23 protein-coding genes are annotated in these 22593 nt (G+C 34.2%); 8 read left to right on the top strand and 15 right to left on the bottom strand.

The features are described 5' to 3' along the window. Positions 1-113: 113 nt before the first annotated feature. From murI to DRF58_RS11805, 5 genes are all read right to left on the bottom strand, one after another. A complete protein-coding gene (murI, locus tag DRF58_RS11825) occupies positions 114-944 on the bottom strand; it encodes a glutamate racemase (protein WP_116035684.1) in 831 nt (276 codons plus the stop codon). Positions 945-1176: 232 nt separating this feature from the next. After that, positions 1177-2301 (bottom strand): radical SAM family heme chaperone HemW, encoded by a 1125-nt coding sequence (gene hemW / locus DRF58_RS11820; protein ID WP_116035682.1) that lies wholly within the window; start codon positions 2299-2301, stop codon positions 1177-1179. 52 nt (positions 2302-2353) lie between these two features. After that, the gene (locus tag DRF58_RS11815; RefSeq protein WP_116035681.1) at positions 2354-3289 is read right to left on the bottom strand and encodes a PorP/SprF family type IX secretion system membrane protein; all 936 of its coding nucleotides are present in this window, start codon (positions 3287-3289) and stop codon (positions 2354-2356) included. Between the two features lie 52 nt (positions 3290-3341). Further along, entirely contained in the window at positions 3342-4409 is a 1068-nt protein-coding gene (locus DRF58_RS11810) for an RluA family pseudouridine synthase (RefSeq protein ID WP_116035679.1), read from the bottom strand. A gap of 48 nt (positions 4410-4457) precedes the next feature. Further along, positions 4458-5504 carry a PASTA domain-containing protein gene (locus DRF58_RS11805; protein WP_116035677.1) on the bottom strand — a complete coding sequence of 349 codons (1047 nt, stop codon included), beginning with the start codon at positions 5502-5504 and terminating at the stop codon, positions 4458-4460. 130 nt (positions 5505-5634) lie between these two features. Here DRF58_RS11805 and hpt point away from each other — a divergent pair, with 130 nt between their 5' ends. The 5 genes from hpt (at position 5635) to DRF58_RS11780 (ending at position 9754) form a co-directional block, all read left to right on the top strand. After that, positions 5635-6189 (top strand): hypoxanthine phosphoribosyltransferase, encoded by a 555-nt coding sequence (gene hpt / locus DRF58_RS11800; RefSeq protein WP_116035676.1) that lies wholly within the window; start codon positions 5635-5637, stop codon positions 6187-6189. Between the two features lie 45 nt (positions 6190-6234). Next, positions 6235-6813 carry an adenylate kinase gene (locus DRF58_RS11795; RefSeq protein WP_116035674.1) on the top strand — a complete coding sequence of 193 codons (579 nt, stop codon included), beginning with the start codon at positions 6235-6237 and terminating at the stop codon, positions 6811-6813. A gap of 88 nt (positions 6814-6901) precedes the next feature. After that, positions 6902-7885, top strand: a complete 984-nt coding sequence (gene obgE / locus DRF58_RS11790; RefSeq protein WP_116035673.1) for a GTPase ObgE — start codon at positions 6902-6904, stop codon at positions 7883-7885. 44 nt (positions 7886-7929) lie between these two features. Further along, a complete protein-coding gene (locus tag DRF58_RS11785) occupies positions 7930-8412 on the top strand; it encodes a DUF6438 domain-containing protein (RefSeq protein ID WP_123902404.1) in 483 nt (160 codons plus the stop codon). A gap of 91 nt (positions 8413-8503) precedes the next feature. Further along, the gene (locus DRF58_RS11780; RefSeq protein ID WP_116035686.1) at positions 8504-9754 is read left to right on the top strand and encodes a DEAD/DEAH box helicase; all 1251 of its coding nucleotides are present in this window, start codon (positions 8504-8506) and stop codon (positions 9752-9754) included. A 42-nt stretch (positions 9755-9796) separates the two neighbouring features. On the opposite strand, the gene DRF58_RS11775 is transcribed toward DRF58_RS11780, so the two are convergent. The 10 genes from DRF58_RS11775 to DRF58_RS11730 all read right to left on the bottom strand — a co-directional run bounded on the left by DRF58_RS11775 (position 9797) and on the right by DRF58_RS11730 (position 20634). Continuing rightward, a complete protein-coding gene (locus DRF58_RS11775; protein ID WP_116035669.1) occupies positions 9797-10567 on the bottom strand; it encodes a TatD family hydrolase in 771 nt (256 codons plus the stop codon). 70 nt (positions 10568-10637) lie between these two features. Continuing rightward, positions 10638-11588: a GSCFA domain-containing protein gene (locus DRF58_RS11770; protein WP_116035668.1), complete on the bottom strand. Its 951-nt coding sequence runs from the start codon at positions 11586-11588 to the stop codon at positions 10638-10640. Positions 11589-11675: 87 nt separating this feature from the next. After that, a complete protein-coding gene (locus DRF58_RS11765) occupies positions 11676-12647 on the bottom strand; it encodes a polyprenyl synthetase family protein (RefSeq protein ID WP_116035666.1) in 972 nt (323 codons plus the stop codon). A gap of 157 nt (positions 12648-12804) precedes the next feature. After that, complete coding sequence (locus DRF58_RS11760; protein ID WP_116035664.1) at positions 12805-13947, bottom strand: inorganic phosphate transporter; 1143 nt, start codon at positions 13945-13947, stop codon at positions 12805-12807. Positions 13948-13971: 24 nt separating this feature from the next. Next, positions 13972-14610, bottom strand: a complete 639-nt coding sequence (locus tag DRF58_RS11755) for a DUF47 domain-containing protein (RefSeq protein WP_116035663.1) — start codon at positions 14608-14610, stop codon at positions 13972-13974. Between the two features lie 153 nt (positions 14611-14763). Beyond that, positions 14764-16458, bottom strand: coding sequence for a DEAD/DEAH box helicase (locus DRF58_RS11750; RefSeq protein WP_116035661.1), 1695 nt, complete (start codon positions 16456-16458; stop codon positions 14764-14766). Between the two features lie 249 nt (positions 16459-16707). Then, positions 16708-18126: an L-serine ammonia-lyase gene (locus DRF58_RS11745; protein WP_116035659.1), complete on the bottom strand. Its 1419-nt coding sequence runs from the start codon at positions 18124-18126 to the stop codon at positions 16708-16710. A 359-nt stretch (positions 18127-18485) separates the two neighbouring features. Next, positions 18486-19127 carry an alpha/beta hydrolase gene (locus tag DRF58_RS11740; protein WP_116035658.1) on the bottom strand — a complete coding sequence of 214 codons (642 nt, stop codon included), beginning with the start codon at positions 19125-19127 and terminating at the stop codon, positions 18486-18488. Positions 19128-19325: 198 nt separating this feature from the next. Further along, positions 19326-19892, bottom strand: coding sequence for a YceI family protein (locus tag DRF58_RS11735; RefSeq protein ID WP_116035656.1), 567 nt, complete (start codon positions 19890-19892; stop codon positions 19326-19328). A gap of 169 nt (positions 19893-20061) precedes the next feature. Further along, on the bottom strand, positions 20062-20634 hold the full coding sequence (locus tag DRF58_RS11730) for a hypothetical protein (protein WP_116035654.1): 573 nt from the start codon (positions 20632-20634) through the stop codon (positions 20062-20064). A 310-nt stretch (positions 20635-20944) separates the two neighbouring features. Between DRF58_RS11730 and DRF58_RS11725 the strand changes: the two genes are divergently transcribed. Genes DRF58_RS11725 through DRF58_RS11715 form a run of 3 tightly spaced genes read left to right on the top strand, consistent with a single transcriptional unit; the run spans position 20945 to position 22449 of the window. After that, a complete protein-coding gene (locus tag DRF58_RS11725) occupies positions 20945-21367 on the top strand; it encodes an organic hydroperoxide resistance protein (RefSeq protein ID WP_116035653.1) in 423 nt (140 codons plus the stop codon). Positions 21368-21376: 9 nt separating this feature from the next. Beyond that, a complete protein-coding gene (locus tag DRF58_RS11720) occupies positions 21377-22012 on the top strand; it encodes a nitroreductase family protein (protein WP_116035651.1) in 636 nt (211 codons plus the stop codon). Positions 22013-22020: 8 nt separating this feature from the next. Continuing rightward, positions 22021-22449: a MarR family winged helix-turn-helix transcriptional regulator gene (locus DRF58_RS11715; RefSeq protein WP_116035649.1), complete on the top strand. Its 429-nt coding sequence runs from the start codon at positions 22021-22023 to the stop codon at positions 22447-22449. The last annotated feature ends 144 nt before the right edge of the window (positions 22450-22593 follow it).

Genomic DNA, 22593 nt, shown 5'->3' with positions numbered 1-22593 from the left:
TTCCTCTGTCCCAAAATGCGTTGTAAAACTAAATATATTCATCTAACTAATTAAATTATAAGTAAATATACGAAATTATGTGTAATTACGGATATTCATAAATTTAAAACTCTTTAAAGAACTTTCAATTCCAAATCAATTGATTTTCCGAAGAATTTTTTAGAGATTTTTTCGAAATTTTTGGTAATATCTGACAAGAAGAATTCATAGGTTGATTGATGATTTTCTTCATTCAAAAGATGATGTTTATCCAAAATCATTTTCAATTGGTTGGCAACGATATTCGGAGAATCAATCACGCGAACACGGTTTCCGTAATATTGCTTGATTTCATCAATCAAAAGCGGATAATGTGTACAACCGAGAATCAAAGTTTCAATATTTTTTAATTTACTATTGCTCAGATAATTATAAATAATTGAATGGGTAATCGGATGATTTTTAAAACCTTCTTCAATTGCAGGAACCAAAAGCGGTGTCGCTAATTCATCAACCTTAATGAACTTATTATGTTTACGGATTGATTTTTTATAAAGTCCGGAATTAACCGTTGCTTTGGTTGCAATTACACCAACATTATTGTGAATTTCGTAAGAAACTTTTTCTGCAACCGGATTAATCACATCAATTACAGGAACTCTATCGGCAACCAATTCTTGAACTTCCTGCAAGGCATTAGCTGTCGCAGAATTGCAGGCAATTACAATCGCTTTACAATTTTTCTCCAGAAGAAAATTGGTAATTTTTGTTGAATAACCGACAATAGCTTCACGAGATTTTTCACCGTAAGGAAGATGTTTTGTGTCACCAAAATAAATCAAATCTTCATTAGGCAACAATCTTTTGATTTCTTTTGCAACCGTTAATCCCCCAACTCCGGAATCAAAAATCCCGATTGGCTGATTGGCTGAAAGATGCGTGTAGTCGGTTTTTTTCTTTTTCAAGAGATAATCTTTTATCTGTTATTTTGAACGTAAATCTTGCATTTTTTTTTGACCATTACAATGTTTTTAAGTTCGCAAAGGTACTTCGACAAGCTCAGCATAAACTTAAAACTCAGCAAAGATTTAGCTTTACAAAAATAGTGAAATTTTTATTCTGAAAAACATTTCGACAAGCTCAATGTGACAACTTTGATAGTAATTGTGCATTGTCTGCCTGAGCTTTTAGAAGTCTTTAAACTATAAATAAATCGCTTGCAACTCCATCAGCTAAAAACCAATGTTTTTCTGAAATTTTGAGGTAATTATTTTCGATTATTAGAATTCCGGATTCTAATTTATATTTGATTTCTTGATTGAGATAATCGATTATTTCTGAAGAAAAATTTTGATTGATTTTATCCAAATCAACACCCCAAATTGTTCTGAGTCCAATCATCATCATCTCGTTGAATCTGTCTTTTTCAGAAAGGATTTCGGTTTCTTTTGGAAGAATATTTTGGTTTAGATTCTTGATATAAATTGGATTATTAGCAATATTCCAACTTCTTTCTAAACTCCCATTATAAGAATGTGCAGAAGGTCCAATTCCTAAATATGGCTCAGATTTCCAGTATGCAGAATTATGTCTGGAGTGAAAGTTTGGTTTTCCAAAATTAGAAATCTCGTAATGGTCGAATCCATTATCTTTCAAAAAATCCTTCATATAATAGAATTCCTGATTCTGTTCTCCCTCTTCGGGAGAACTCACTTTTCCATTTTCAATCCATTTTTCTAAAGCTGTTTTTGGTTCAACAGTCAGAGCATAAGACGAAACGTGAGGAACTTGTAATTCAATTGTTTTATTGAGATTTTCTTTCCAAATCTCAAAATTGGATGTTGGTGAACCGTAAATTAAATCAATGCTGATATTTTCTAATCCAAAATCCTGAGCCATTTTAATAGAACTCTCAGCTTCGGAAGCGTTGTGCGCTCGATTCATTAATTTCAAATCTTCATCAAAAAAACTTTGTGTTCCGATAGATAAACGGTTGATTTCTGTCTGAGATAATTCTTTGAGAAAATTTTTATTCAAATCATCAGGATTGGATTCCAAAGTGATTTCAATATTATTATTAAAACTGAAATATTTTTGAATTTCATCAATCAAAGATTTGATTTCATCAACACTCAAAACAGAAGGCGTTCCTCCACCGAAATAAAGTGATTTTAAGGATTTATTCTCAAGTTCGTTACGTCTGAGCTGTATTTCTTTTTTAATCGCAGATAACATCTCATCTTTCAAACCAAGAGAAGTTGAAAAATGAAAATTACAGTAGCTGCATTTCTGCTTGCAAAAAGGAATATGAAGGTAAATCATCAAAAAAGCCCTGAAAAATCAGAGCTCAAAGTTATTCAAATTAAATTTAATTTTATCTGTATCGGAAACCTCTAGAATTGATAAAGTTATCGATATTAAATCCTAAAGATAGCATAAAACTGTTACCGAAATTCTCCGTCAATTCCGAAACGCCAAAGTTATAAACGGCACCGAAGGTAACGCCACCAAGCCTACCTTTGATAACAGGTGACAAGCCAAGATTTTGGCTCCCAACAGAGGTTTTTGCACTTCGAAAGCTAATTCCAGCAGAAATGCTATTTGTTTCATCAGCAGCGGTTGCTATCAAGTTATAATCCATTATTCTGGAGGAATTGGTATTAAGATTCATCATAAAAGATGGCGTTAAAAATAACCCCTCTGTAAAGTGCCAGTCGTAACCTAAATTGGCATAAAACTTAGTTGGAGAAGGCTCTATCCCATTAACAATTGGAATATTATTACTAATCGGAATATCTGTAACCGAAATACCTGCAAAAAAATATCGATACTTAACAGCGGCACCTAAATTGGCGTAAGCCATGAAAATATCATTCGTATTTTCGCCTAAAACTTGATCTCCTGATTGCGCTGCATTAATCTTTGTATAATCAATATTCATATTGTAAAGATTGGTACCAACACCAAAAGAGAATTGATCCTGGCGATCTTCCTCATCGGAAAGTGGAACAAAATAAGAAGCTCCCAACATCAATCCATTAGATGAAATAGGACCATTTTGATCTCTGAAAAAAGCAATTCCTGCACCAACTCGGTCAAAAACATTGGCATGTATCCCTATAGATTGTACATTAGGAGATTCGTCCAGTTGAGAGAATTGTTTTTGATAATTTAAGTTCAAAGCAACATCATCTGTTTTTCCCAATAATGCCGGGTTAAACAAGAAGTCTCCATCAACAAGATATTGCTGATAAAAAGGCAAAGTTTCCTGAGCTTTGACATTAATAAAAGAAACTGTTACAAACAGCATTAATATTTTATAAAATGGGTAATTTTTCTTCACAATACAAATATATAAAACTCTAGTTACTTTCTAAATATTTTCTCCAACGTTCAGACGCTTCTTGCATATCTTTTGGCATTGGGCTTTCAAAATACATTTCTTCCTTTGTTGTTGGGTGTACAAATCCTAATGTATGAGCGTGCAAAGCGTGTCTTGGTAGAACTTCAAAAACATTATTTACAAACTGCTTATACTTTGGAAGATTAACACCTCTTAGAATCACGTTGCCTTCATATCTTTCATCATTAAACAAAGTATGTCCAATATGTTTCATATGTGCGCGAATCTGATGTGTTCTACCCGTTTCCAATTTACACTCTATCCAGGTCATATAGCGAAAACGTTCCAAAACTTTGTAATGTGTGACTGCATGTTTCCCGTGGCTACCATCTTCGTAAGTGTACATTTGCATTCTATTCTTTGGATGTCTTCCAATATGTCCAGTCACAGTTCCAGCATCATCTTTTACATTACCCCAAACAAATGCCCAATACAAACGCTTAGTTGTTCTATCAAAAAACTGTTTTGCCAAAAAACTGAGTGCAAATTCGGTTTTAGCAATTACTAATAACCCAGAAGTATCTTTATCAATCCTATGAACCAATCCTACTCTATCTAGATCCGAATTATAATTAGGATCTTTTGCAAAATGAAATGCCAAAGCATTGATTAATGTTCCGTCCCAGTTTCCATGTCCTGGATGAACTACCATCCCCGCATCTTTGTCCACAACAATTAGATCATTATCTTCATAAACAATATTTATAGGAATATCTTGTGGAATGATAACATTTTCTCTTGGCGGATGTGCTAGAAGAATGCTGATTTCATCTCTAGGCTTAACTTTGTAGTTTTGTTTTACAGGCTTACCATTGACTACAATACTACCTGCTTTACAAGCTTCTGAAATTTTATTACGAGAAGAATTCTGACGAAAACTCAATAAAAATTTATCTATTCTAAGTGGTTCTTGATTTCCATCCACTTTGATATTAAAATGTTCAAAAAGTCCACTGTTTTCATCATCAGTGGAAATGTCTTGATTACTTAATTCATCTTCCAGAAAATCTTCGGTTTCGTCCAGCATATTATAATTTTAAAAGGCTTCAACATTTTGTCGAAGCCTTTTGTTTTTTTATTCAATTACCACTTTTTTAGGCTTTGGCTTATCTACAGGTTTTGTAGTTTGTGGCGTTGTACTATTTGTTTTTACAGCTGCATTATTATTTGCAGGCTGCGTTGTCGTAGGTTTTGGTTTCGCAGAACTTGTTGTAGCTCCAGTTGTTTGACTAGCAGAAACAGGAGCTTTCTGAACTACAGGTTTTTGTTCAACAGTTGGTGGTGGAACTTCATTATATTGAATCGGAGCCAATGTAGTATCTATTTTTGGGCGGTACATATCATCCAATTGTTGAATCTTACTTTGTAATTCAGCAGGTGTTTTCTTACTTGCCCAAAGATCAATCTGCATTCCTTGATCTCTTAGTGCGCCAAATTCTGGATCTTGGTAGTAAATAATATCAGATTCATCTTTTCCTCCATCTTCGTGTTCTACAATTCCAACTTCGAATAAAGCTTGGGCAATAATCTTTTTAGCCTCTTGAACCGTTCTTCCCACAACATTAGGAACTTGAACATTTCTTAAGGGACCAGAACCAATAACTAAGTCAACCGTAGAAAACTTAGGCAACAAAGTTCCTGGTTTTATACTTGAACCATTGAAAATAATTCTAAGAACTGCATCTCTTTGGATACTAGGCTCATAAAGCGTATCTCCCACTTTCAACCCAACAAGATTTAATTGATTAAAAGCTAAACCTTTGTATCGATCAATAATATCTGGAACAGCCACTTTTGCCCAAGTTTTTGGATTGACTTTCAACACAATAGACCTTCCATTCTTCACATTAGAACCTGGAGAAGGGAAAACTGCTAAAACTTGAAGAGGACGGAATTTTGGGTCATATTTGAAACTATCGACCTCATACTCTAGTCCAGAGTCATCTAAAATTTTGATAGCATCGTGCACTTTCATATTCATCACATTAGGCACAGGAACTTCATCTCCGTGATTGGTATGAAACTCCAACCAACGGAATGTAAGCCAAACCAATCCGGCAAACAATGCCATTGCAATAACGATATTAAGTAATACTTTCCAATGGAAAAGCGATTTGAACATAATTATTCTTTTTCAGAAACGTAACGCAAATATAGATAATTAAATTGTATTAGTCCCCGATGAAAAAGCTTCAAAAAAAGAAAATCGGTCATTTGGCATAAAAACCTTATTTTTGTACTTTGAAATATATATGGAGTCTATACAAGTTCACGACAAAAGTTTCGTACCATACCTGAAACACGATGAAATTCAGGAGATTATTAAAGAATTAGCACTTAAAGTTTACGAAGATTACAAAGACGAAACACCAATTTTCATTGGCGTTTTGAATGGTGTAATTATGTTTTTCTCAGATTTTTTAAAATATTATCCCGGGAAATGTGAAATTGCTTTTTTACAAGTAAGTTCTTATTCTGGAACACAATCTACCGGAATTGTTTATAAAAAAATGGAACTCACAAAAGATGTTATGGATCGTCATATTATCTTGATGGAGGACATTGTAGATACAGGGAATACATTGGAAAATCTTTTCGAATATTTCAAAAACACGCAACGTCCAAAATCTTTGAAAGTTGCTTCTTTACTTTTGAAACCAGACGTTTTCAAAAAAGATTTCAAAGTAGATTATGTTGCTAAAGAAATCCCAAATAAGTTTGTTCTAGGTTATGGACTGGATTATGATGAATTGGGAAGAAACTTACCAGACTTATATCAATTGGAAGAAGGTAGAATCAATCACTAATTTCTACTCAAGATAAAAAGAAATAAATCTAAAATTAAAGAAAATATGATCAATATCGTTCTCTTTGGCCCTCCAGGAAGCGGAAAAGGAACCCAAGCTCAGCATCTTATCGAGAAATTCAATCTGAAACAAATCTCGACAGGAGATCTTTTTCGTTACAATATCAAAAATGATACTGAACTTGGAAAATTAGCAAAATCTTACATCGACAAAGGAGAATTGGTTCCAGATCAGGTTACGATTGATATGCTAATTGACGAGTTGAAAAAGCCAACAGAAACCAATGGATTCATTTTCGATGGATTTCCTAGAACTGCTACTCAAACGGAAGCGTTGGAAACAATTGTGAAAGAGGAATTAAATTCTGAAATCAGTGTTTGTCTTTCATTAATCGTTGATGATGAAGTTTTGGTAGAAAGACTTTTGAAAAGAGGAGAAACTAGCGGAAGAACAGATGATTCTAACGAAGATATCATCAGAAATAGAATTACCGAATATTATACAAAGACTGCAGAAGTTGCAGAACTGTATAAAAAACAAGGCAAATATGCGGAAGTTAACGGAATTGGCGACATCTCCGAAATCTCTGAAAAACTATTTGCAGAAGTAGAAAAAATTAAATAAAAGAAACTTACATTTTTAGAGAATAGATTATAGACCAATTTTGAAAAGTCTATCATCTATTCTCTATTTGTCTATAATACCTAGTAATATGTCAAATTTCGTAGATTACGTGAAAATCCATTGTACAAGTGGTCACGGCGGTGCTGGATCAGCTCACCTTCGTAGAGAAAAATACATCCCGAAAGGAGGTCCAGATGGGGGTGACGGTGGACGCGGAGGTCACGTAATAATGAAAGGAAATGCCCACGAATGGACTCTTTTACCATTAAGATATACAAGACACGTGAAAGCCGAACGTGGACAAAATGGTCAAAAAAACCAATTGACTGGAGCTTTTGGTGCGGATGTTTACATCAACGTTCCTTTGGGTACGATTGCTAGAAATGAAGATGGCGAAATCATCGCAGAAATCTTAGAAGACGGACAAGAAATCATCTTAATGGAAGGCGGAAAAGGAGGAAAAGGAAATGAGCATTTCAAGTCTTCTACCAACCAAACACCAAGATATGCGCAACCTGGAATGGAAGGACAAGAAGGTTATGTCATCTTCGAATTAAAACTTTTGGCCGATGTTGGTTTAGTTGGTTTTCCAAATGCTGGTAAATCTACACTTTTATCCTCAGTTTCTGCAGCCAGACCAAAGATTGCGGATTACGCTTTTACAACGTTAACACCCAATCTTGGAATCGTGGAATGGAGAAATTACAAATCTTTTGTAATGGCTGACATTCCTGGAATTATTGAGGGTGCTGCAGAAGGAAAAGGTCTTGGACACAGATTCTTGAGACATATTGAAAGAAACTCGATTCTATTATTTTTGATTCCTGCAGATTCTGAAGATCATTTCCAAGAATTCAAAATCTTGGAAAATGAGTTGAAAGAATATAATCCGGAATTGGTGGATAAAGATTTCATCTTATCAGTTTCCAAAGCGGATCTTTTGGACGATGAATTGAAGGCTGAAATAGCTGCAGAATTTCCAGAAAATAGACAACCATTATTTTTCTCTGGCGTTACAGGCGAAGGCCTTCAGGAATTGAAAGATGCGATTTGGAAAAAACTGCACGGATAAAATTTCGGAACAATTATTGAAAGCTTAAATCAAAAAAAATTGCTATGAAATATCTATTCAGTCTTTTAATTTTTCTAGGATTAATGTCTTGCACAACTTCACAAACTTCTCAATATTCTAAAATCGAATATGAAGCGGGTCCATGTTTTGGATTTTGTCCTATTTATAAAATCATCATTAATTCTGACAGAACTGCAATTCTAGAGGCTGAACATTATAATTTCACAGAAGGAGAACGTGGACAATTGGAAACACCGAGAGAAGGGACTTTCAAATCTACAATCAACAAAGAAGATTTTGATAAACTGATTTCTATTACAGATGCAGCCAACGTAAAAACGTTGAAGGACAGTTACGAAGATAAAAGAATAATGGACGCTTCTAAAAATAATCTAAGAATCTATTTCTCAGATGGAAGTAAAAAAGAAATTAAACTATCCGCTGGTGAAAAACCTGCAGTTCTAACGACTCTTCAAAATTATCTTTCTGAGCTTAAAGAAAAACAAAAATGGGAAAAGGTGAACTAAAAACTTTATTTTAAATAAGTTACCTTTGCAAAACATAAATTCCTTCTCAGCGGAAGGAATTTTTTTTATTTACATTAAAAAAACATTTCATTTGAATTTCGAACAATTAGGTTTAATCAAACCAATATTAGACGCACTAAAAGTACAAGGTTACGAACAACCGACACCAATACAAGAAAAAGCAATCCCATCAATCCTTCAAAAAAGAGATCTGTTGGGAAGCGCACAAACAGGAACTGGAAAAACAGCAGCTTTTGCTATACCAATTCTACAAAACCTTTCCGAAAAAGAACAAAACAGAAATCAAATCAAAGCTTTGATTCTGACACCAACCAGAGAATTGGCAATCCAAATAGAAGAAAATTTCAAAGCTTACAGTAAAAATCTTAAGCTGAAATCTCTTGTCATCTTTGGCGGAGTAAAACAACATGCACAAGAGCAACAACTGAAAAAAGGCGTTGATATTCTTATCGCTACGCCAGGAAGATTACTGGATTTTATTTCACAAGGGATTATCAAACTTCATCATCTGGAAATTTTCGTTTTGGACGAAGCTGACAGAATGTTAGACATGGGATTCGTACACGATGTGAAGAGAATCCTTAAAATAATTCCTGCCAAAAGACAGAATCTTTTCTTCTCTGCAACAATGCCGAAAGAAATTGCAAATTTAGCTTCAGAAATCCTTGTAAATCCTATAAAAGTAGAAGTTGCACCGGTTTCTTCTACAGCTGATACAATTCAGCAAAGTATCTATTTTGTTGAAAAAGATAATAAGACAGACCTATTAATTCACCTTTTGCAAGATCAGAAATTGGATCAAGTTTTGGTATTTTCTAGAACCAAACACGGTGCAGATAAAATTGCAAGAAAATTGCAAGCATCCAAAATCTCTGCAGAAGCCATCCACGGAAACAAATCTCAAAATGCAAGACAAAATGCACTTAACAATTTCAAATCGAAAAAAACAAGAGTTCTGGTTGCGACAGACATTGCTGCAAGAGGAATTGATATCGATGAGTTGAAATATGTTGTGAATTATGAATTATCAGATGTTTCTGAAACTTATGTTCATAGAATTGGAAGAACTGGAAGAGCAGGCTCGGAAGGCACTTCTTTCTCGTTTGTTGACGGCTTAGATTTAGCCAATCTAAGAAGTACGGAAAAACTGATTGGTAAGAAAATCCCTGTTGTGAAAAATCATCCTTATCATACCGATGATTTGGTAGAGCAAAAGAGAGAAAGTAATAACAAACCTTTTACGCCGAGACCAAAACCACAGCAAAAAAGTGAAATTGGATTCAAAAAACCGAAGAACAAAGGATTTTTCAGAAAGAAATAAAAAAGAAAACCGGAAGTAAATTTCCGGTTTTTATATTTAAAATTATTGAGTTAATCCAAATAACTTCAGAGCATTCTCAGTTGTAATTCTATCAATTTCTGAGAAATCTTTTCCGTAAATATCAACTAATTTTCCTGCAACCAATTCTACATAAGCACTTTCATTTCTTTTTCCGCGGAAAGGAACTGGTGCAAGGTAAGGAGAATCCGTTTCCAGAACTATTTTATCAAGTGGAATTTCATTCAGAAATTGGTCGATTTTTCCATTTTTGAAGGTCACTACTCCACCGATTCCAAGAATAAATTGAAGATCAATAGCGTGATTGGCTTGCTCAAGATTTCCCGAAAAACAATGGAAAATCCCACGAAGTTTTGGATGTTTCTTTCTTTCCAAGACCTCAAAAGTTTCTTCGAAGCTTTCTCTTGTATGGATTACGATTGGTAAATCTCTTTCAATAGCCCAATCAATTTGTTGCTCAAATGCTTTTACTTGAATATCAAGTGTAGATTTGTCCCAATATAAATCAATTCCAATTTCTCCAATCGCAACAAAATCTCTTTGATCAAGATAATTTTTGACTAATTGTAATTCCTTTTCCCAAGATTCCGGCTGAACAGAACAAGGATGCAATCCCATCATAGCATAAACTTTGTCTGGATATTGCTCCTCTAAATCAATCATTTTGCGATGAGTCTCTGAATCAATTGCCGGCAGAAAAAATTTTTCTACCCCTTTATCTAATGCACGATAAAACATTTCAGAAAAATCATCTTCAAATTGTTCGGAATATAAATGTGTGTGAGTGTCTATCATAATTAATTATGAATTGTTAATTTTTAATGATTAATCAAACTTATAATTAACCATTGACAATTAATAATTATTAAAAGATTTTATGCTTAACTTTTTTTTGTTGCTCAACAATCCTTTGATTGATTTTATCCAAGAATTCTTGATATTTTGGATTCTTATCGTCTTCAGTTTTGTGATTGAGCGCCGTGATGATTTTATTATTTTCATTAATGAAAACTTTGGTCTCATCAAAAAAATAAGCATTTCCAAACTTTTCCCAAATGTACTGAACCGCTTGAGAATTAGGATGAATCAAATCATCTTTGTAAAAACGATAATCTCGCAAATCATCCATCATCAATTCGTAGATTGGTAAATAATAGCAATTTTCTTTTCCTAAAATAGATTCGTGGATTGCTGTTATTAATTTTGATTTACTCAATTGATTTTCAATAATACCATCTTTTGTATGACGAACGGGAGAAACTGTGAACAATATCTGAACATCATTTTTACAGATATCTTTCAGAAAGTCAATAGTTTTATTAATAGATCCTGTAAGTTCTTGATGCGATAAAAATCTCTTGGCAAAAAATTTCTGTGGAAGCTTATGACAATTGGCAACCAACTTATTTTTTGGAAGAAACTCATAAATATAAGACGTCCCGAATGTAATAATCACAAAACCGGTATTCTGTAAAAACTGGTTGGCTTCTTCAATATTTTTATTAATATTCTCTAATGATTTGTGAGAAAATCTGGAGTCAAAAGACGAATGGTGATCGAGACTGATGTAATTTTCATTAGCTAAGATCAAATCATTTTCCTGATATTCTTTTGCATCATAAATCTGCTGAATCGCATTATTAATAGAATATGGATTAAAAATAGTTCCGAAAGGATTGTTCAAAGATTGAATCTGCCCTTCAGAAAATTTCTCGTGCATCTCTGTCGCAAAACACGATCCAATAGAGAATACGCAATCCTCGATTCCTATTTTCTTTTCACTTACATTGATATCTACTTCTGTCCGGAATTTCATTATTTTAAAATGTAACAATTTAATCAATGTAGAAATTTACCAATATCTGAAATCATTGCTAGATTGGTAAATTTCTACATTATCATATTAGGATTCTCTTCTCAAAAGGTAATTTGCCAGTTCTCGGAAAGGTAATTTTTTCTCGTCAGGAAGATTGATTTTATCCAGATAAGATTGTCCAATCTCATTATGTTTTTGGATCAATCTTAGAACTTTGTCATCTACTTTTGTTCTACGGAAGATTTTTTCTACGCTATAAACCTTATCAACATTATCTGTTTTTTTAGAAAACCAATAATTAAGCTCTGATAATTCTTCTTCATTCGCATGTTCTAGAGCCAAAAGATAAAGAATGGTTTTTTTGTTTTCGTAGATATCACCCGCATGTTTTTTCCCAAACTGTTCCATATCTCCAAAGACGTCTAAGTAATCATCCATTATTTGGAAAGCAATTCCTATGTGTTTCCCAAAATTGTAAATTAATTCAGCATCTTCTTCAGAAGCCCCGGCAATCAGAGCACCTATTTGGAAAGAAGCAGCACTCAAAACACCTGTTTTACTTGTAATCATATTGATGTACTCGTCATATGAAACATGTTTTTGTGTTTCAAAATTGACATCATTCTGCTGGCCTTCGCAAAGAACAGCACCTGTTTCAGAAAATATTTTGATACATTTTTTGAATAATTCTGGTTCTAGATCTTCGAAGAATTGATAAGCTTTTATCAATAATGCATCTCCAGAGAGAATCCCAACATTAATCCCGTGAAGCGTATGGATTGTAGGCTTATTTCTACGAATAGGCGCTTCGTCCATAATATCATCATGAATCAATGTAAAATTATGAAAAAACTCGATGGCTAAAGCTGGCTTAATCGCTTTTTCCATATCACCATCAAATAACTCGTTGCCCATTAGAACCATTATTGGACGAAGTCTTTTTCCGCCATGCGAAATGATGTAATTCATCGGTTCATAAAGTTCTGAAGGTTTTTCTGTAAATGTGTATTTATCTACAGCTTCAGCGACGATCTTTTGGTAGTGATCTAAAAATTCCATTCGAGATTTTGTTTATGACAAAAGTACAATTTTTATAGATGTTTTTCCAAGATTTTGAAACTTGTTTTTGTCGATTATTAAGTGATTTTTTAACATAAAAAAACTTTCCAAAGTATTATTGGAAAGTTTTTAAATATTATTAAGTTTAATATTAATTCTAAAAAATTAATGCTACCAAAAGATAGGTAATCCCTGCAACAATAGCACTAATAGGAATCGTAAGAATCCAAGCCCAAAGTAAACTAACTGTTACACCCCATCTTACCGCAGAGACTCTCTTAGTCAAACCAACTCCAATAATAGACCCTGTCACTGTATGTGTTGTAGAAACAGGTATTCTTAGTTGTTCTGTGATAAAAAGTGTAATTGCACCTGCAGTTTCTGCTGCTACACCTTCCAATGGCGTTACTTTCGTAATTCTAGTTCCCATTGTTTTGATGATCTTCCATCCTCCACTCATTGTTCCTAATGCAATTGCTAAGAACGACACGATAGGAACCCAAAGATAATGTTCAGCAAAGAAGTTGAAACGATCTGCTTCTGCAATATTAAGATACATAGGATCTTTCATCATATTCACGTGAAAATAGATCATAGCTGCTCCAATAATACCCATTACTTTTTGTGCATCATTGGTCCCGTGTCCAAGACTAAATAATGCAGAAGAAACCAATTGTAATTTTTTGAAAACACGTTCAGCTTTGTGCGGATTGGCTCTTTTACAGATATTAACAATAATCAATGTAATAACAATTGAAATTGCCATTCCAATAAGCGGAGCCATAAAAATGAACAAGAAAATAGGAATAACTACTTTATACTTAACTACATTCTGCGAAAAGAGCTGTACAAATGATTGATACACTTTTTCGAAGAAAGAATAATCTGGGTGAGTAATTGCAATTAAATGATAGTCTGTAATCAAAGCGTGCATCAATGCGGCTCCGATAAAACCTCCAATCAAAGTATGCGATGATGAAGATGGAATCCCAAACCACCAGGTCAATAGATTCCAAGCAATAGCTGCAATAAGTCCTGCAAAAATCACTTCCAGTGTGATGAAGTTTTCATCTACTGTTTTAGCAATCGTATTACCAATTTTAAATTCACCTACAACGTATGCCGCAAGGAAAAATGCTGCAAAATTCCAAAACGCTGCCCAAAGAACAGCTTGAAAAGGTGTAAGTACTTTTGTAGAAACAATGGTTGCGATAGAATTGGCAGCATCGTGAAAACCATTGATATAATCAAATATCAGCGCAAGCGCGATAATGATAATGAGTAGAATTGGAAAATCCATTCGTTTATTTTTTGATACTGCTTTTTAAGCGTATTTGATAACTATGCTCTCCATTGTATTGGCAACATCTTCTGCTTTGTCTGTAACAACCTCCAGATAATCTAAGATTGATTTTTGCTTGATAATCAAGATTGCATCATTGGTTTCGAACAATTTAACGATCGCTTGACTTAGAACGTCATCTGCAATGTTCTCGTAAGAATTAATCTTGATGCAAGACTCTCTAACTTCATTAGGATTTCTAAAATCTTTTAAGTTTTCTAAAGCTTTCTTAATCTCTATACAAGATTTGTAGATCAACAAAGAAAACTCGGAGTAAACTTTGTTATCCGGACTTTTGTAAAGATAAATATATTTTGCAGAAGCATAGATATAATCTGCAATATCATCCAAACCAGATGTCAAATAACTGATATCTTCTCTATCAAAAGGTGTGATAAAATTCTCGCCCAGTTGTACAAAAATCTCGTGAGTAAGATCATCCAGCTTATGCTCATAATCACTCATTTGATTCAATAATGTTTCATCATTGATATCAAAATCTAGTAAACCGTCGTGAAAAGTCTTCGACATTTCTACTAAGTTGTCTGCTACCTTTAGAAACAGATCAAAAAAAATTTTATCTTTTGGTTGAAATGCTCTGAAAAGATTTCCTATTCCCATTTTAGTTCTTATTTAAGTCTTGCAAATATGATAAAAAACAAAAGGCGATGAAAATTTTTATGTTAAATTATCATTAAGATTAAAAACAACAAAAACCTGCTGATTAGCAGGTTTTTACAAATATTGTTTTAGATATCTATTAATGTTTTATGATTAATTTGCAACTTCGGCGCGCATTTCTTTTCCCCGAAATTTCATCTCAGTCAATCCATTCATCACTTCATTTTTGAAAGACTTTTCGATTTCGAAAAAGCTGAACTTATCCAAGATTTCGATATTACCGATATCTGCTCTTTTTTTAGATTTAGAAGTCGCTTTATTGATGATGTCAAGCATATCCACTTTCTTCAGTTGGTCTCTTTTTCCAAGGTTGAAGAAGAATCTTACCATATCTTCATTTTTTCTTCTTGGTTTTCCACCTCTGTCGTTTCTATCGCCACGCTCTCTTCTTTCTCTCGGTTCGCCGTTTCTTTCACGCTCTCTTCCTCTTTCTCTTCTGCTTCCTCTGTCATCCCCTCTACTATTTATTTCTTGTTTTTGAAGATCATTTCTATCCTTATAATAAGTCGCAAGATCTTTCAATTGGAATTGTAGTAACTGATGAACCAATTCTTCTTTTGTGAAGTTGGAAAGGTCTGGAATCAAAGAATCATCAAACTCGAAGAAATCCTCGTGCTCTGTCAATAATTTTTCGAAAACACCAGCAACCTGAGCTTTGATAATATCTTTTCCTGATGGAACTTGCTTCTCAGTCATTTCGATTTTAGTCTCAGACTTGATTTGCTTCAATTTTCTGCTTTCTTCTGGTTTGATAAGAGCCATAGAAATTCCGTCTTTACCTGCACGTCCTGTTCTTCCGCTTCTGTGTACGAAAACTTCTGGATCATCTGGTAAAGAGAAATGGATAACGTGAGTCAAAGAATCCACATCCAAACCTCTAGCCGCAACATCTGTTGCCACCAAAATATCGATGTTTTTCAGTCTGAATTTCTTCATCACTGTATCTCTCTGTGCTTGAGAAAGATCACCATGAAGTGCATCTGCTGCGTAACCATTTTGCATCAAGAAATCTGCAATTTCCTGAGTTTCCATTCTTGTTCTACAGAAAATGATTGAATATTGATTCGGATTTGCATCGATCAATCTCTTCAAAGCTTCTTTTTTCTGTCTGTAACCAACCACATAATATTCGTGCTTGATGTTTTTCTTAACTGCATTGATCGATCCAACAGAAATTCTGTGAGGATTGGTCAAATAGTTTTTAGAAATACGCTCCACTTCTTTGTTCATCGTTGCAGAGAACAAGAAAGTTTGCTTAGTTTCAGGCGTTTCGCTAAGGATTGTTTCCAAATCGTCTTTGAAACCCATTGATAACATTTCATCAGCTTCATCCAAAACTACCCATTGTACTTCAGAAAAGTCAAGTGCTTTTCTTCCGATCATATCGATCACACGACCCGGAGTTCCCACAATAATTTGCGGTTTGTCTCTCAAAGATCGTATTTGATCCATAATACTGCTACCACCATAAACTGCAGTAGTCTTGATGTCTTTTAGGTATTTAGTATAATTTTTGATGTCTTTGGTAATCTGAAGGCAAAGTTCACGAGTAGGGCAAAGCACCAATAATTGGATTTTACGACTGTTGTCGTCTATCATATCCAAAATCGGAAGCGAAAATGCTGCTGTTTTGCCTGTTCCTGTTGCCGCAAGTGCGATAAGATCGCGAGTATCTGTAGAGATAAAAGGAATAGTCTGTTTTTGGATTTCTGTCGGCTCTACGAAGCCGAGGTCGCCAATCGCCTGAAGAACTTCAGCGCTAAGATTGGATTCCGTAAATAAATTCATTTAAAGATCGTCTAATTTGCTGCAAAGATACGAATTTTATTTTTGCTAACAAAATGACTTCTTTTTTAACAATTCTTTATTATGAAAATTTAATATTGGGAAATATTGATTAGAAATTAGACTTTAGAAAATTAGAACTAAAATCATCTTTCAATATTTATATTAATTTTTATTTGGAAAGCTTCGCTTAAGTATTTAGATATCTTCGAGAACCTCAGACTGACAATCTATAAGGCGTTCATTACAAAATTAGCACTCCGCAACATTTACCGCAACTGCTAAACCGCCTTCAGAAGTTTCTTTATATTTTGAATTCATATCCAAAGCTGTTTCCCACATAGATTTGATAACACTATCTAAAGAAACTTTTGCCTTGGTGGGATCTCCATCCAAAGCAAGAGAAGCAGCAGTTATAGCTTTCATTGCGCCCATAGAATTACGCTCGATACAAGGGATTTGTACCAATCCGCCAATAGGATCACAGGTTAATCCAAGATGATGTTCCATTGCAATTTCTGCAGCCATCAAAACCTGCCCTGGTGTTCCGCCAGAAATTTCTGTCAATCCTGCCGCTGCCATTGCAGACGAAACGCCTACTTCTGCTTGACAACCACCCATTGCTGCAGAAATAGTTGCATTTTTCTTGAAAATAGTTCCAATTTCTCCTGCAACCAAAAGAAATCTAATAATATCTTCTTCAGAATTAAATTCGGTGAAACTTTGTGCGTACATCAAAACTGCGGGAATTACGCCGCTTGCACCGTTGGTTGGCGCTGTAATGATTCTTCCGAAAGAAGCATTTTCTTCGTTAACAGCAAGCGCAAAACAGGAAACCCATTTGGTAACAGAGCTAAAAGTTTTTTGCTCGTTTTTTACCATTTCGAACCATTGATTTTTGTTTTTATAAATCTGTGTTCCGAGGAGCTTCTCATTCATCTCAGAAGCACGTCTTGTAACATTTAAACCACCTGGAAGAACGCCTTTTTTATTAATACTTTTATAAACGCAATCTTTGATGTTATCCCAAATCTCAAGAGCTTTTTGACGCGTTTCCACCTGCGTTCTCCAAGATTCTTCGTTAAGGAAAACCAAATCTGAGATTTTATCGAGTTTAAGTTTATCGATGTACTTAAGAATGTCGCTGCCCTTATGGCAAGGATAAAGTGTGCGAACACAACGATCTCCCATCGAATTATCTTCTTGGGTTGCTACAAATCCGCCTCCAACGGAATAGTAATCCTGACTTAATTCTTCCCCATTTTGGAATATAACTTTGAAAATCATCCCATTTGGGTGAAAATCTAGGGATTTTTCTTTATTAAGGATCAAATGATGTCCGTAAACAAAAGGCAACCAAACCTCTCCACCAAGATTGATTTTTTGATCTGATTTTATTTTTTCAATTTTTTCATCTATCTTATTAGTATCAATTGTTCGGAAGTTTTCTCCACTTAAACCTAGCATTCCTGCAATATCGGTTCCGTGGCCAACGCCTGTTTTCGCCAAAGAACCAAAGAATTCTACGAAAACTTCTTGCACATCTTGTAAAGCATGATTTCTTTTGATCAAATCCAGAAACATCTTGGCTGCATTCCAAGGTCCCATTGTGTGGGAAGATGATGGTCCAATTCCGATTTTTATGATGTCAAAAACACTGATAGATTCCATTAAATTGTAAAAAATTATCGATTGTAAATGTAATTGATTTTTGAAATCGGCGCAACTTTATGTTAAGTATAGTTTTTTACCGCAAAGAGTTCAAAGATTTTTTTTGAAATTATTGAAAATATTTTGAGGTTCGCAAAGGCGCTTTGCTCAAAAAAGGTTTTGAGTTTCTCGCTGATTAAGCTGATTTTGCAGATTTTTAACAATATTGAGTTTTTAAGTTAACTTTCTATTTTACGCTGAATCTGCAGCCCGACTTGAACGGAAATCCTTTTTTGCGTAGTCTTCGAGTTCTATTTAATATGAAAACGTGAGCAAAAAAGATTGGGAGTGGAAGGCGGATTAAGCTGCCCAAATTAAAATTACACAAAAATGGTCTTGAGAATTTCTGAAACTTGTTTTGCTTTGGTTAATGGAAAAAGATGGGTTGCGTTCTTTATTACAAAATCGGGCTGCGAGTTTTTAATCGGAAAAACTATGTCCTTATCTGCCAAAATCTGAATGACATCCGGAATCTTATCAAATTTCCATTTCGCAACTTTGTCCATTGACCATTTTAGATAATATGGGTCTTTTACTCGGAAGTATTCTAAAAGATTGGCGTTTTTGGAATCAAATATTTTTTTCAGAAACATATATAAAACCGAACTGCTATTTCCAAAAAAAGGTTTGGGAATGTACTTTATAGCATTAGTTTTTTCACCAAGCTTGATAAATTTTGATTTCTCTGCATCGCAACGAATACTTCCCAAAATCACAATTTTATTTGCCGGTTTCAGTTTCTGAATTTCCTGAACCAAAATCCCTCCAAAAGAATATCCCATTAAATAAAAATCTTCGGAATCATCTATCGATTCTGCCATTCTGTGAACATAATCGGAAAATTCTTCATTAAGATTTGGAATGAGCCACGGAATGTGAATGACTTCAATTTCTGGATTGAAAGTGAGTTTTTCTAAAACTTTTTCATCTGCACCGAGACCGCTTATTATGTATAGTTTCATCAATTTATTTTTTGAACACAAAGTCCACAAATCTTTTTTTTGAAATTATTGAAAATATTTTAAGGTTCACAAAGGCACTTCGACTTCTCTCAGCATAAACTTCAAACTTAACAAAGATTTCAAAGATAATTTTCAAATTTAACAACAAAAAAAGAGCAGAAAAAATTCTGCCCTTGAAAATATATATTTTGTGAAAAATTATTTTACGCTGATTTTAACTTTCAAATCAACATCGTCTTTTACCAAAACGTCTTGCATTGTAGATTTGTAAGCTACATCAAATTTTTGTCTGTCGAAAGAAAATTTATCAGATTCCAAAGTCACAACGCCGTTTGAAGAAGTGATTTTTGCAGGGAAAGAAACTGGGTTAGTCTTACCTTTTACAGTCAAGTTTCCGTTAACTACAAAATTGTAATCTTTGTTTGAGTTTTTCTTTACAGAAGTGATTTTGTAAGTCGCAGTTGGGAATTTTTCCACTTCGAAGAAATCACCGTTTTTCAAGTGACCGTTCAATTTCCCTTGGTATTCTCCAGAAAGGTCTGTTGCGTTGATAGAAGTCATATCCAACACGAAATCTCCACCTACAACTGCTCCATTTTTAAGAACTAAGTTTCCAGATTTCACATTCACAGTTCCATCGTGAGAAGATGCTTCTGTTTTTGCAATTTTATAACCCCACCAGTGTACGTCGGAACTTGTTAATTTTTTAGTTTGACCGAAAGCTAATCCGCTTACCAATACAGCTAGTAATAATACTTTTTTCATTTCTTGAATAATTTTAATAGCGCAAATCTACTTAGAATGATTCAAAATAAAAATTGATGTATGATAAGTTTTAAAAAAAAATTAACGCCCTCATAAAAATGAAGGCGATAATATGTGTCATAGTTTGATTAATATTTTTAGATTTTCTTAGAAAACCAAAAAATTCTGATTATTTACCAAGAGGAATGTTATAAGCAACACCTACACCGATTGCTCCTGCATTGTATTTTTGATCTCCAATTTGACCTTTGTCTCCAGTAAATGTTTTGTTATACTGAGCAAAGAAGTTCCAGTCGCGGTTATGGTAACCAATCTCTGGTCTAATGTAGAAACCACCATCTGGTCTATCCACATTTACATTACTTGCTACCTTATCATCTCCAACGATGAAACCGTAACCTAAGTCAGCACCAAAATAAAACCCTGTTTGTTTTGGATATACTCTGAAAAGTGCAGCAACAGGAATAACTCCAAAATCATTGTTCTCGACATTTACGCCGTTAATGGTTCTATTCTTTCCGAAATATTGATTGTAACCTGTCGCAATACCTAGACCAAAACCAGGTGTGATCAGATTTTGATAAGATAAATCTACTCCTACGTTTGCGGCAGTATTACCACCTGTTGAAATACCTGTGTTAAGACCAACTTTTAACATATTGGTCATATCAGAACTCTGTGCAGACATTAATCCTCCTGCCAAAATTCCTGCTCCTAATATTAACTGCTTTAAAGATTTCATATTTTTAAATTTTAAATTTTACAAGGGACATAATTGTAAATTCCGTGCCAAAATGGTTTTTTGTTTGATAAACCTAACAAAACAAGAAACAAACAACTAATAATCAATACCTTAAAACACTGCAAGAAATCAAATTGATGGTAGACAATTATTTTCATATTCTGAAAGAGACGTAAAAAGGCTAGTTCTGTAGAAATAATTCTATATAGTTTTCGTCAATAATAGATTTTGATATAAACTTTATTTTATATTGTGCACAATATAATTTTCCGCCATACATTTGTGTCATCAAATTATTAATTTAATAAAAATGAAAACATTGTATAGCATTGGCGCAACTGCCAAAGGAGGAAGAAACGGAAACGTTAAAAGTGACAACGGAGTTCTGGATTTAGAAGTTAGAATGCCAAAAGGTTTAGGTGGCGCAAATGACGATTATGCTAATCCAGAAATGCTTTTTGCTGCAGGTTATTCAGCTTGTTTTGACAGCGCTTTGAACCTTATTATCAAACAAAGCAAAATCGAAACTGGTGAAACTACTGTAACTGCAAAAGTAGGAATTGGACAAATCGAAAATGGAGGATTTGGTTTGGAAGCTGAATTACACGCCAACATCCCGGGAGTTTCTTTGGAACAAGCTCAGGAATTGATTGAAAAGGCTCATCAAATATGTCCTTACTCTAATGCTACAAGAGGAAATATCGAAGTTAAATTAACCGTTTCTAACAACTAAAAATATAAAATGTCATTAATAGAAAATCTAAAATGGAGACACGCTGTAAAAGCATATAATCCATCAGAAAAAGTAAGTCAGGAAAATATCGATAAAATTGTTGAAGCAGCAAGATTAGCGCCTACTTCATCAGGTCTTCAGCCTTTCAAAATATTGGTGGTTGAGAATCAGGATTTGAAAGACCAATTATCAGAAGGTGCTCTTAATCCAGAATGTATGAGAGAAGCTTCTCACATTATCATCTTCGCGGCTTGGGATAGATATACAGCAGAAAGAATTGATAAAGTCTATGACTTCACAACGGATGAGAGAGAATTGCCAAGAGGCCGTTTCGGAAGTTATACTGATAAGTTAAAATCGATCTATCTTGAAGAGGAAGCAGAAAAAAACTTTGCGCATACAGCACGTCAAACTTACATTGCACTAGGTCTAGCATTGGCACAAGCAGCAGAACTTAAGGTAGATTCTACACCAGTTGAAGGTTTTGACAATGCGGTTATCGACAAGGTTTTGGAATTAGAAAAACACGGATTGAGAAGCGTTTCGCTAATGTACGTTGGCGTTTCTGACCCATCACGTGACTGGATTGCACCGATGAAAAAAGTGAGAGTTCCGAAAGAGGAATTCGTTTTAGAATATAAATAATTAGAGATATGGAAGACTTATTAAAATTGGACAAGCAACTGTGCTTTTCCGTCTATGTTTTGCATCGTGAGATTATGCAGGCGTATCGTCCGATTTTAAACGAGATTGGTCTTACCTATCCACAATATATCACGATGATGGCGCTTTGGGAAAAAGACGATTTGACCGTCAATCAGTTGGGAGAAATACTGCAATTGGACAACGGTACTTTGACGCCTTTGCTCAAAAGATTAGAAAGCAAATCTTATCTCTCACGCACCCGAAGCAAAGATGACGAACGTGTTGTCAAAATCCAACTTACAGAAAAAGGTCATCAATTGAAGGAAAAAGCCAGTTGTGTACCAATGCAGATTTTGGAATCGCTTCAACTGAGTCCGGAGGATATGCAACAATTGAAATCATTATCCGATAAAGTTATCAACAAAATCAGTCAATAAAAAAAGAGCTATTTGGAAATCCGAATAGCTCTTTTTGTTTTTTCACCACAAAAGTCACAAAAGTAAATTTTACTTTAAAGAGCAAATAAGTTAAATGCTCATAATTAATACTTTTTTAAAACTTTTGAATTACTTTAATCATTA

The organism is Epilithonimonas hispanica, assembly GCF_003385395.1.
Taxonomy (GTDB): domain Bacteria; phylum Bacteroidota; class Bacteroidia; order Flavobacteriales; family Weeksellaceae; genus Epilithonimonas; species Epilithonimonas hispanica.
Note: the sequence above shows the minus strand (reverse complement) of the source record. Positions and strands in the feature narration are given on the sequence as shown.

Bases quoted from the DNA above. Each gene is read 5' to 3' on its own strand.
- hemW (WP_116035682.1), bottom strand. From the start codon at position 2,301: ATGATTTACCTTCATATTCCTTTTTGCAAGCAGAAATGCAGCTACTGT.
- DRF58_RS11815 (WP_116035681.1), bottom strand. From the start codon at position 3,289: ATGCTGTTTGTAACAGTTTCTTTTATTAATGTCAAAGCTCAGGAAACT.
- DRF58_RS11810 (WP_116035679.1), bottom strand. From the start codon at position 4,409: ATGCTGGACGAAACCGAAGATTTTCTGGAAGATGAATTAAGTAATCAA.
- DRF58_RS11805 (WP_116035677.1), bottom strand. From the start codon at position 5,504: ATGTTCAAATCGCTTTTCCATTGGAAAGTATTACTTAATATCGTTATT.
- hpt (WP_116035676.1), top strand. From the start codon at position 5,635: ATGGAGTCTATACAAGTTCACGACAAAAGTTTCGTACCATACCTGAAA.
- DRF58_RS11795 (WP_116035674.1), top strand. From the start codon at position 6,235: ATGATCAATATCGTTCTCTTTGGCCCTCCAGGAAGCGGAAAAGGAACC.
- obgE (WP_116035673.1), top strand. From the start codon at position 6,902: ATGTCAAATTTCGTAGATTACGTGAAAATCCATTGTACAAGTGGTCAC.
- DRF58_RS11785 (WP_123902404.1), top strand. From the start codon at position 7,930: ATGAAATATCTATTCAGTCTTTTAATTTTTCTAGGATTAATGTCTTGC.
- DRF58_RS11775 (WP_116035669.1), bottom strand. From the start codon at position 10,567: ATGATAGACACTCACACACATTTATATTCCGAACAATTTGAAGATGAT.
- DRF58_RS11770 (WP_116035668.1), bottom strand. From the start codon at position 11,588: ATGAAATTCCGGACAGAAGTAGATATCAATGTAAGTGAAAAGAAAATA.
- DRF58_RS11765 (WP_116035666.1), bottom strand. From the start codon at position 12,647: ATGGAATTTTTAGATCACTACCAAAAGATCGTCGCTGAAGCTGTAGAT.
- DRF58_RS11760 (WP_116035664.1), bottom strand. From the start codon at position 13,947: ATGGATTTTCCAATTCTACTCATTATCATTATCGCGCTTGCGCTGATA.
- DRF58_RS11755 (WP_116035663.1), bottom strand. From the start codon at position 14,610: ATGGGAATAGGAAATCTTTTCAGAGCATTTCAACCAAAAGATAAAATT.
- DRF58_RS11750 (WP_116035661.1), bottom strand. From the start codon at position 16,458: ATGAATTTATTTACGGAATCCAATCTTAGCGCTGAAGTTCTTCAGGCG.
- DRF58_RS11745 (WP_116035659.1), bottom strand. From the start codon at position 18,126: ATGGAATCTATCAGTGTTTTTGACATCATAAAAATCGGAATTGGACCA.
- DRF58_RS11740 (WP_116035658.1), bottom strand. From the start codon at position 19,127: ATGAAACTATACATAATAAGCGGTCTCGGTGCAGATGAAAAAGTTTTA.
- DRF58_RS11735 (WP_116035656.1), bottom strand. From the start codon at position 19,892: ATGAAAAAAGTATTATTACTAGCTGTATTGGTAAGCGGATTAGCTTTC.
- DRF58_RS11730 (WP_116035654.1), bottom strand. From the start codon at position 20,634: ATGAAATCTTTAAAGCAGTTAATATTAGGAGCAGGAATTTTGGCAGGA.
- DRF58_RS11725 (WP_116035653.1), top strand. From the start codon at position 20,945: ATGAAAACATTGTATAGCATTGGCGCAACTGCCAAAGGAGGAAGAAAC.
- DRF58_RS11720 (WP_116035651.1), top strand. From the start codon at position 21,377: ATGTCATTAATAGAAAATCTAAAATGGAGACACGCTGTAAAAGCATAT.
- DRF58_RS11715 (WP_116035649.1), top strand. From the start codon at position 22,021: ATGGAAGACTTATTAAAATTGGACAAGCAACTGTGCTTTTCCGTCTAT.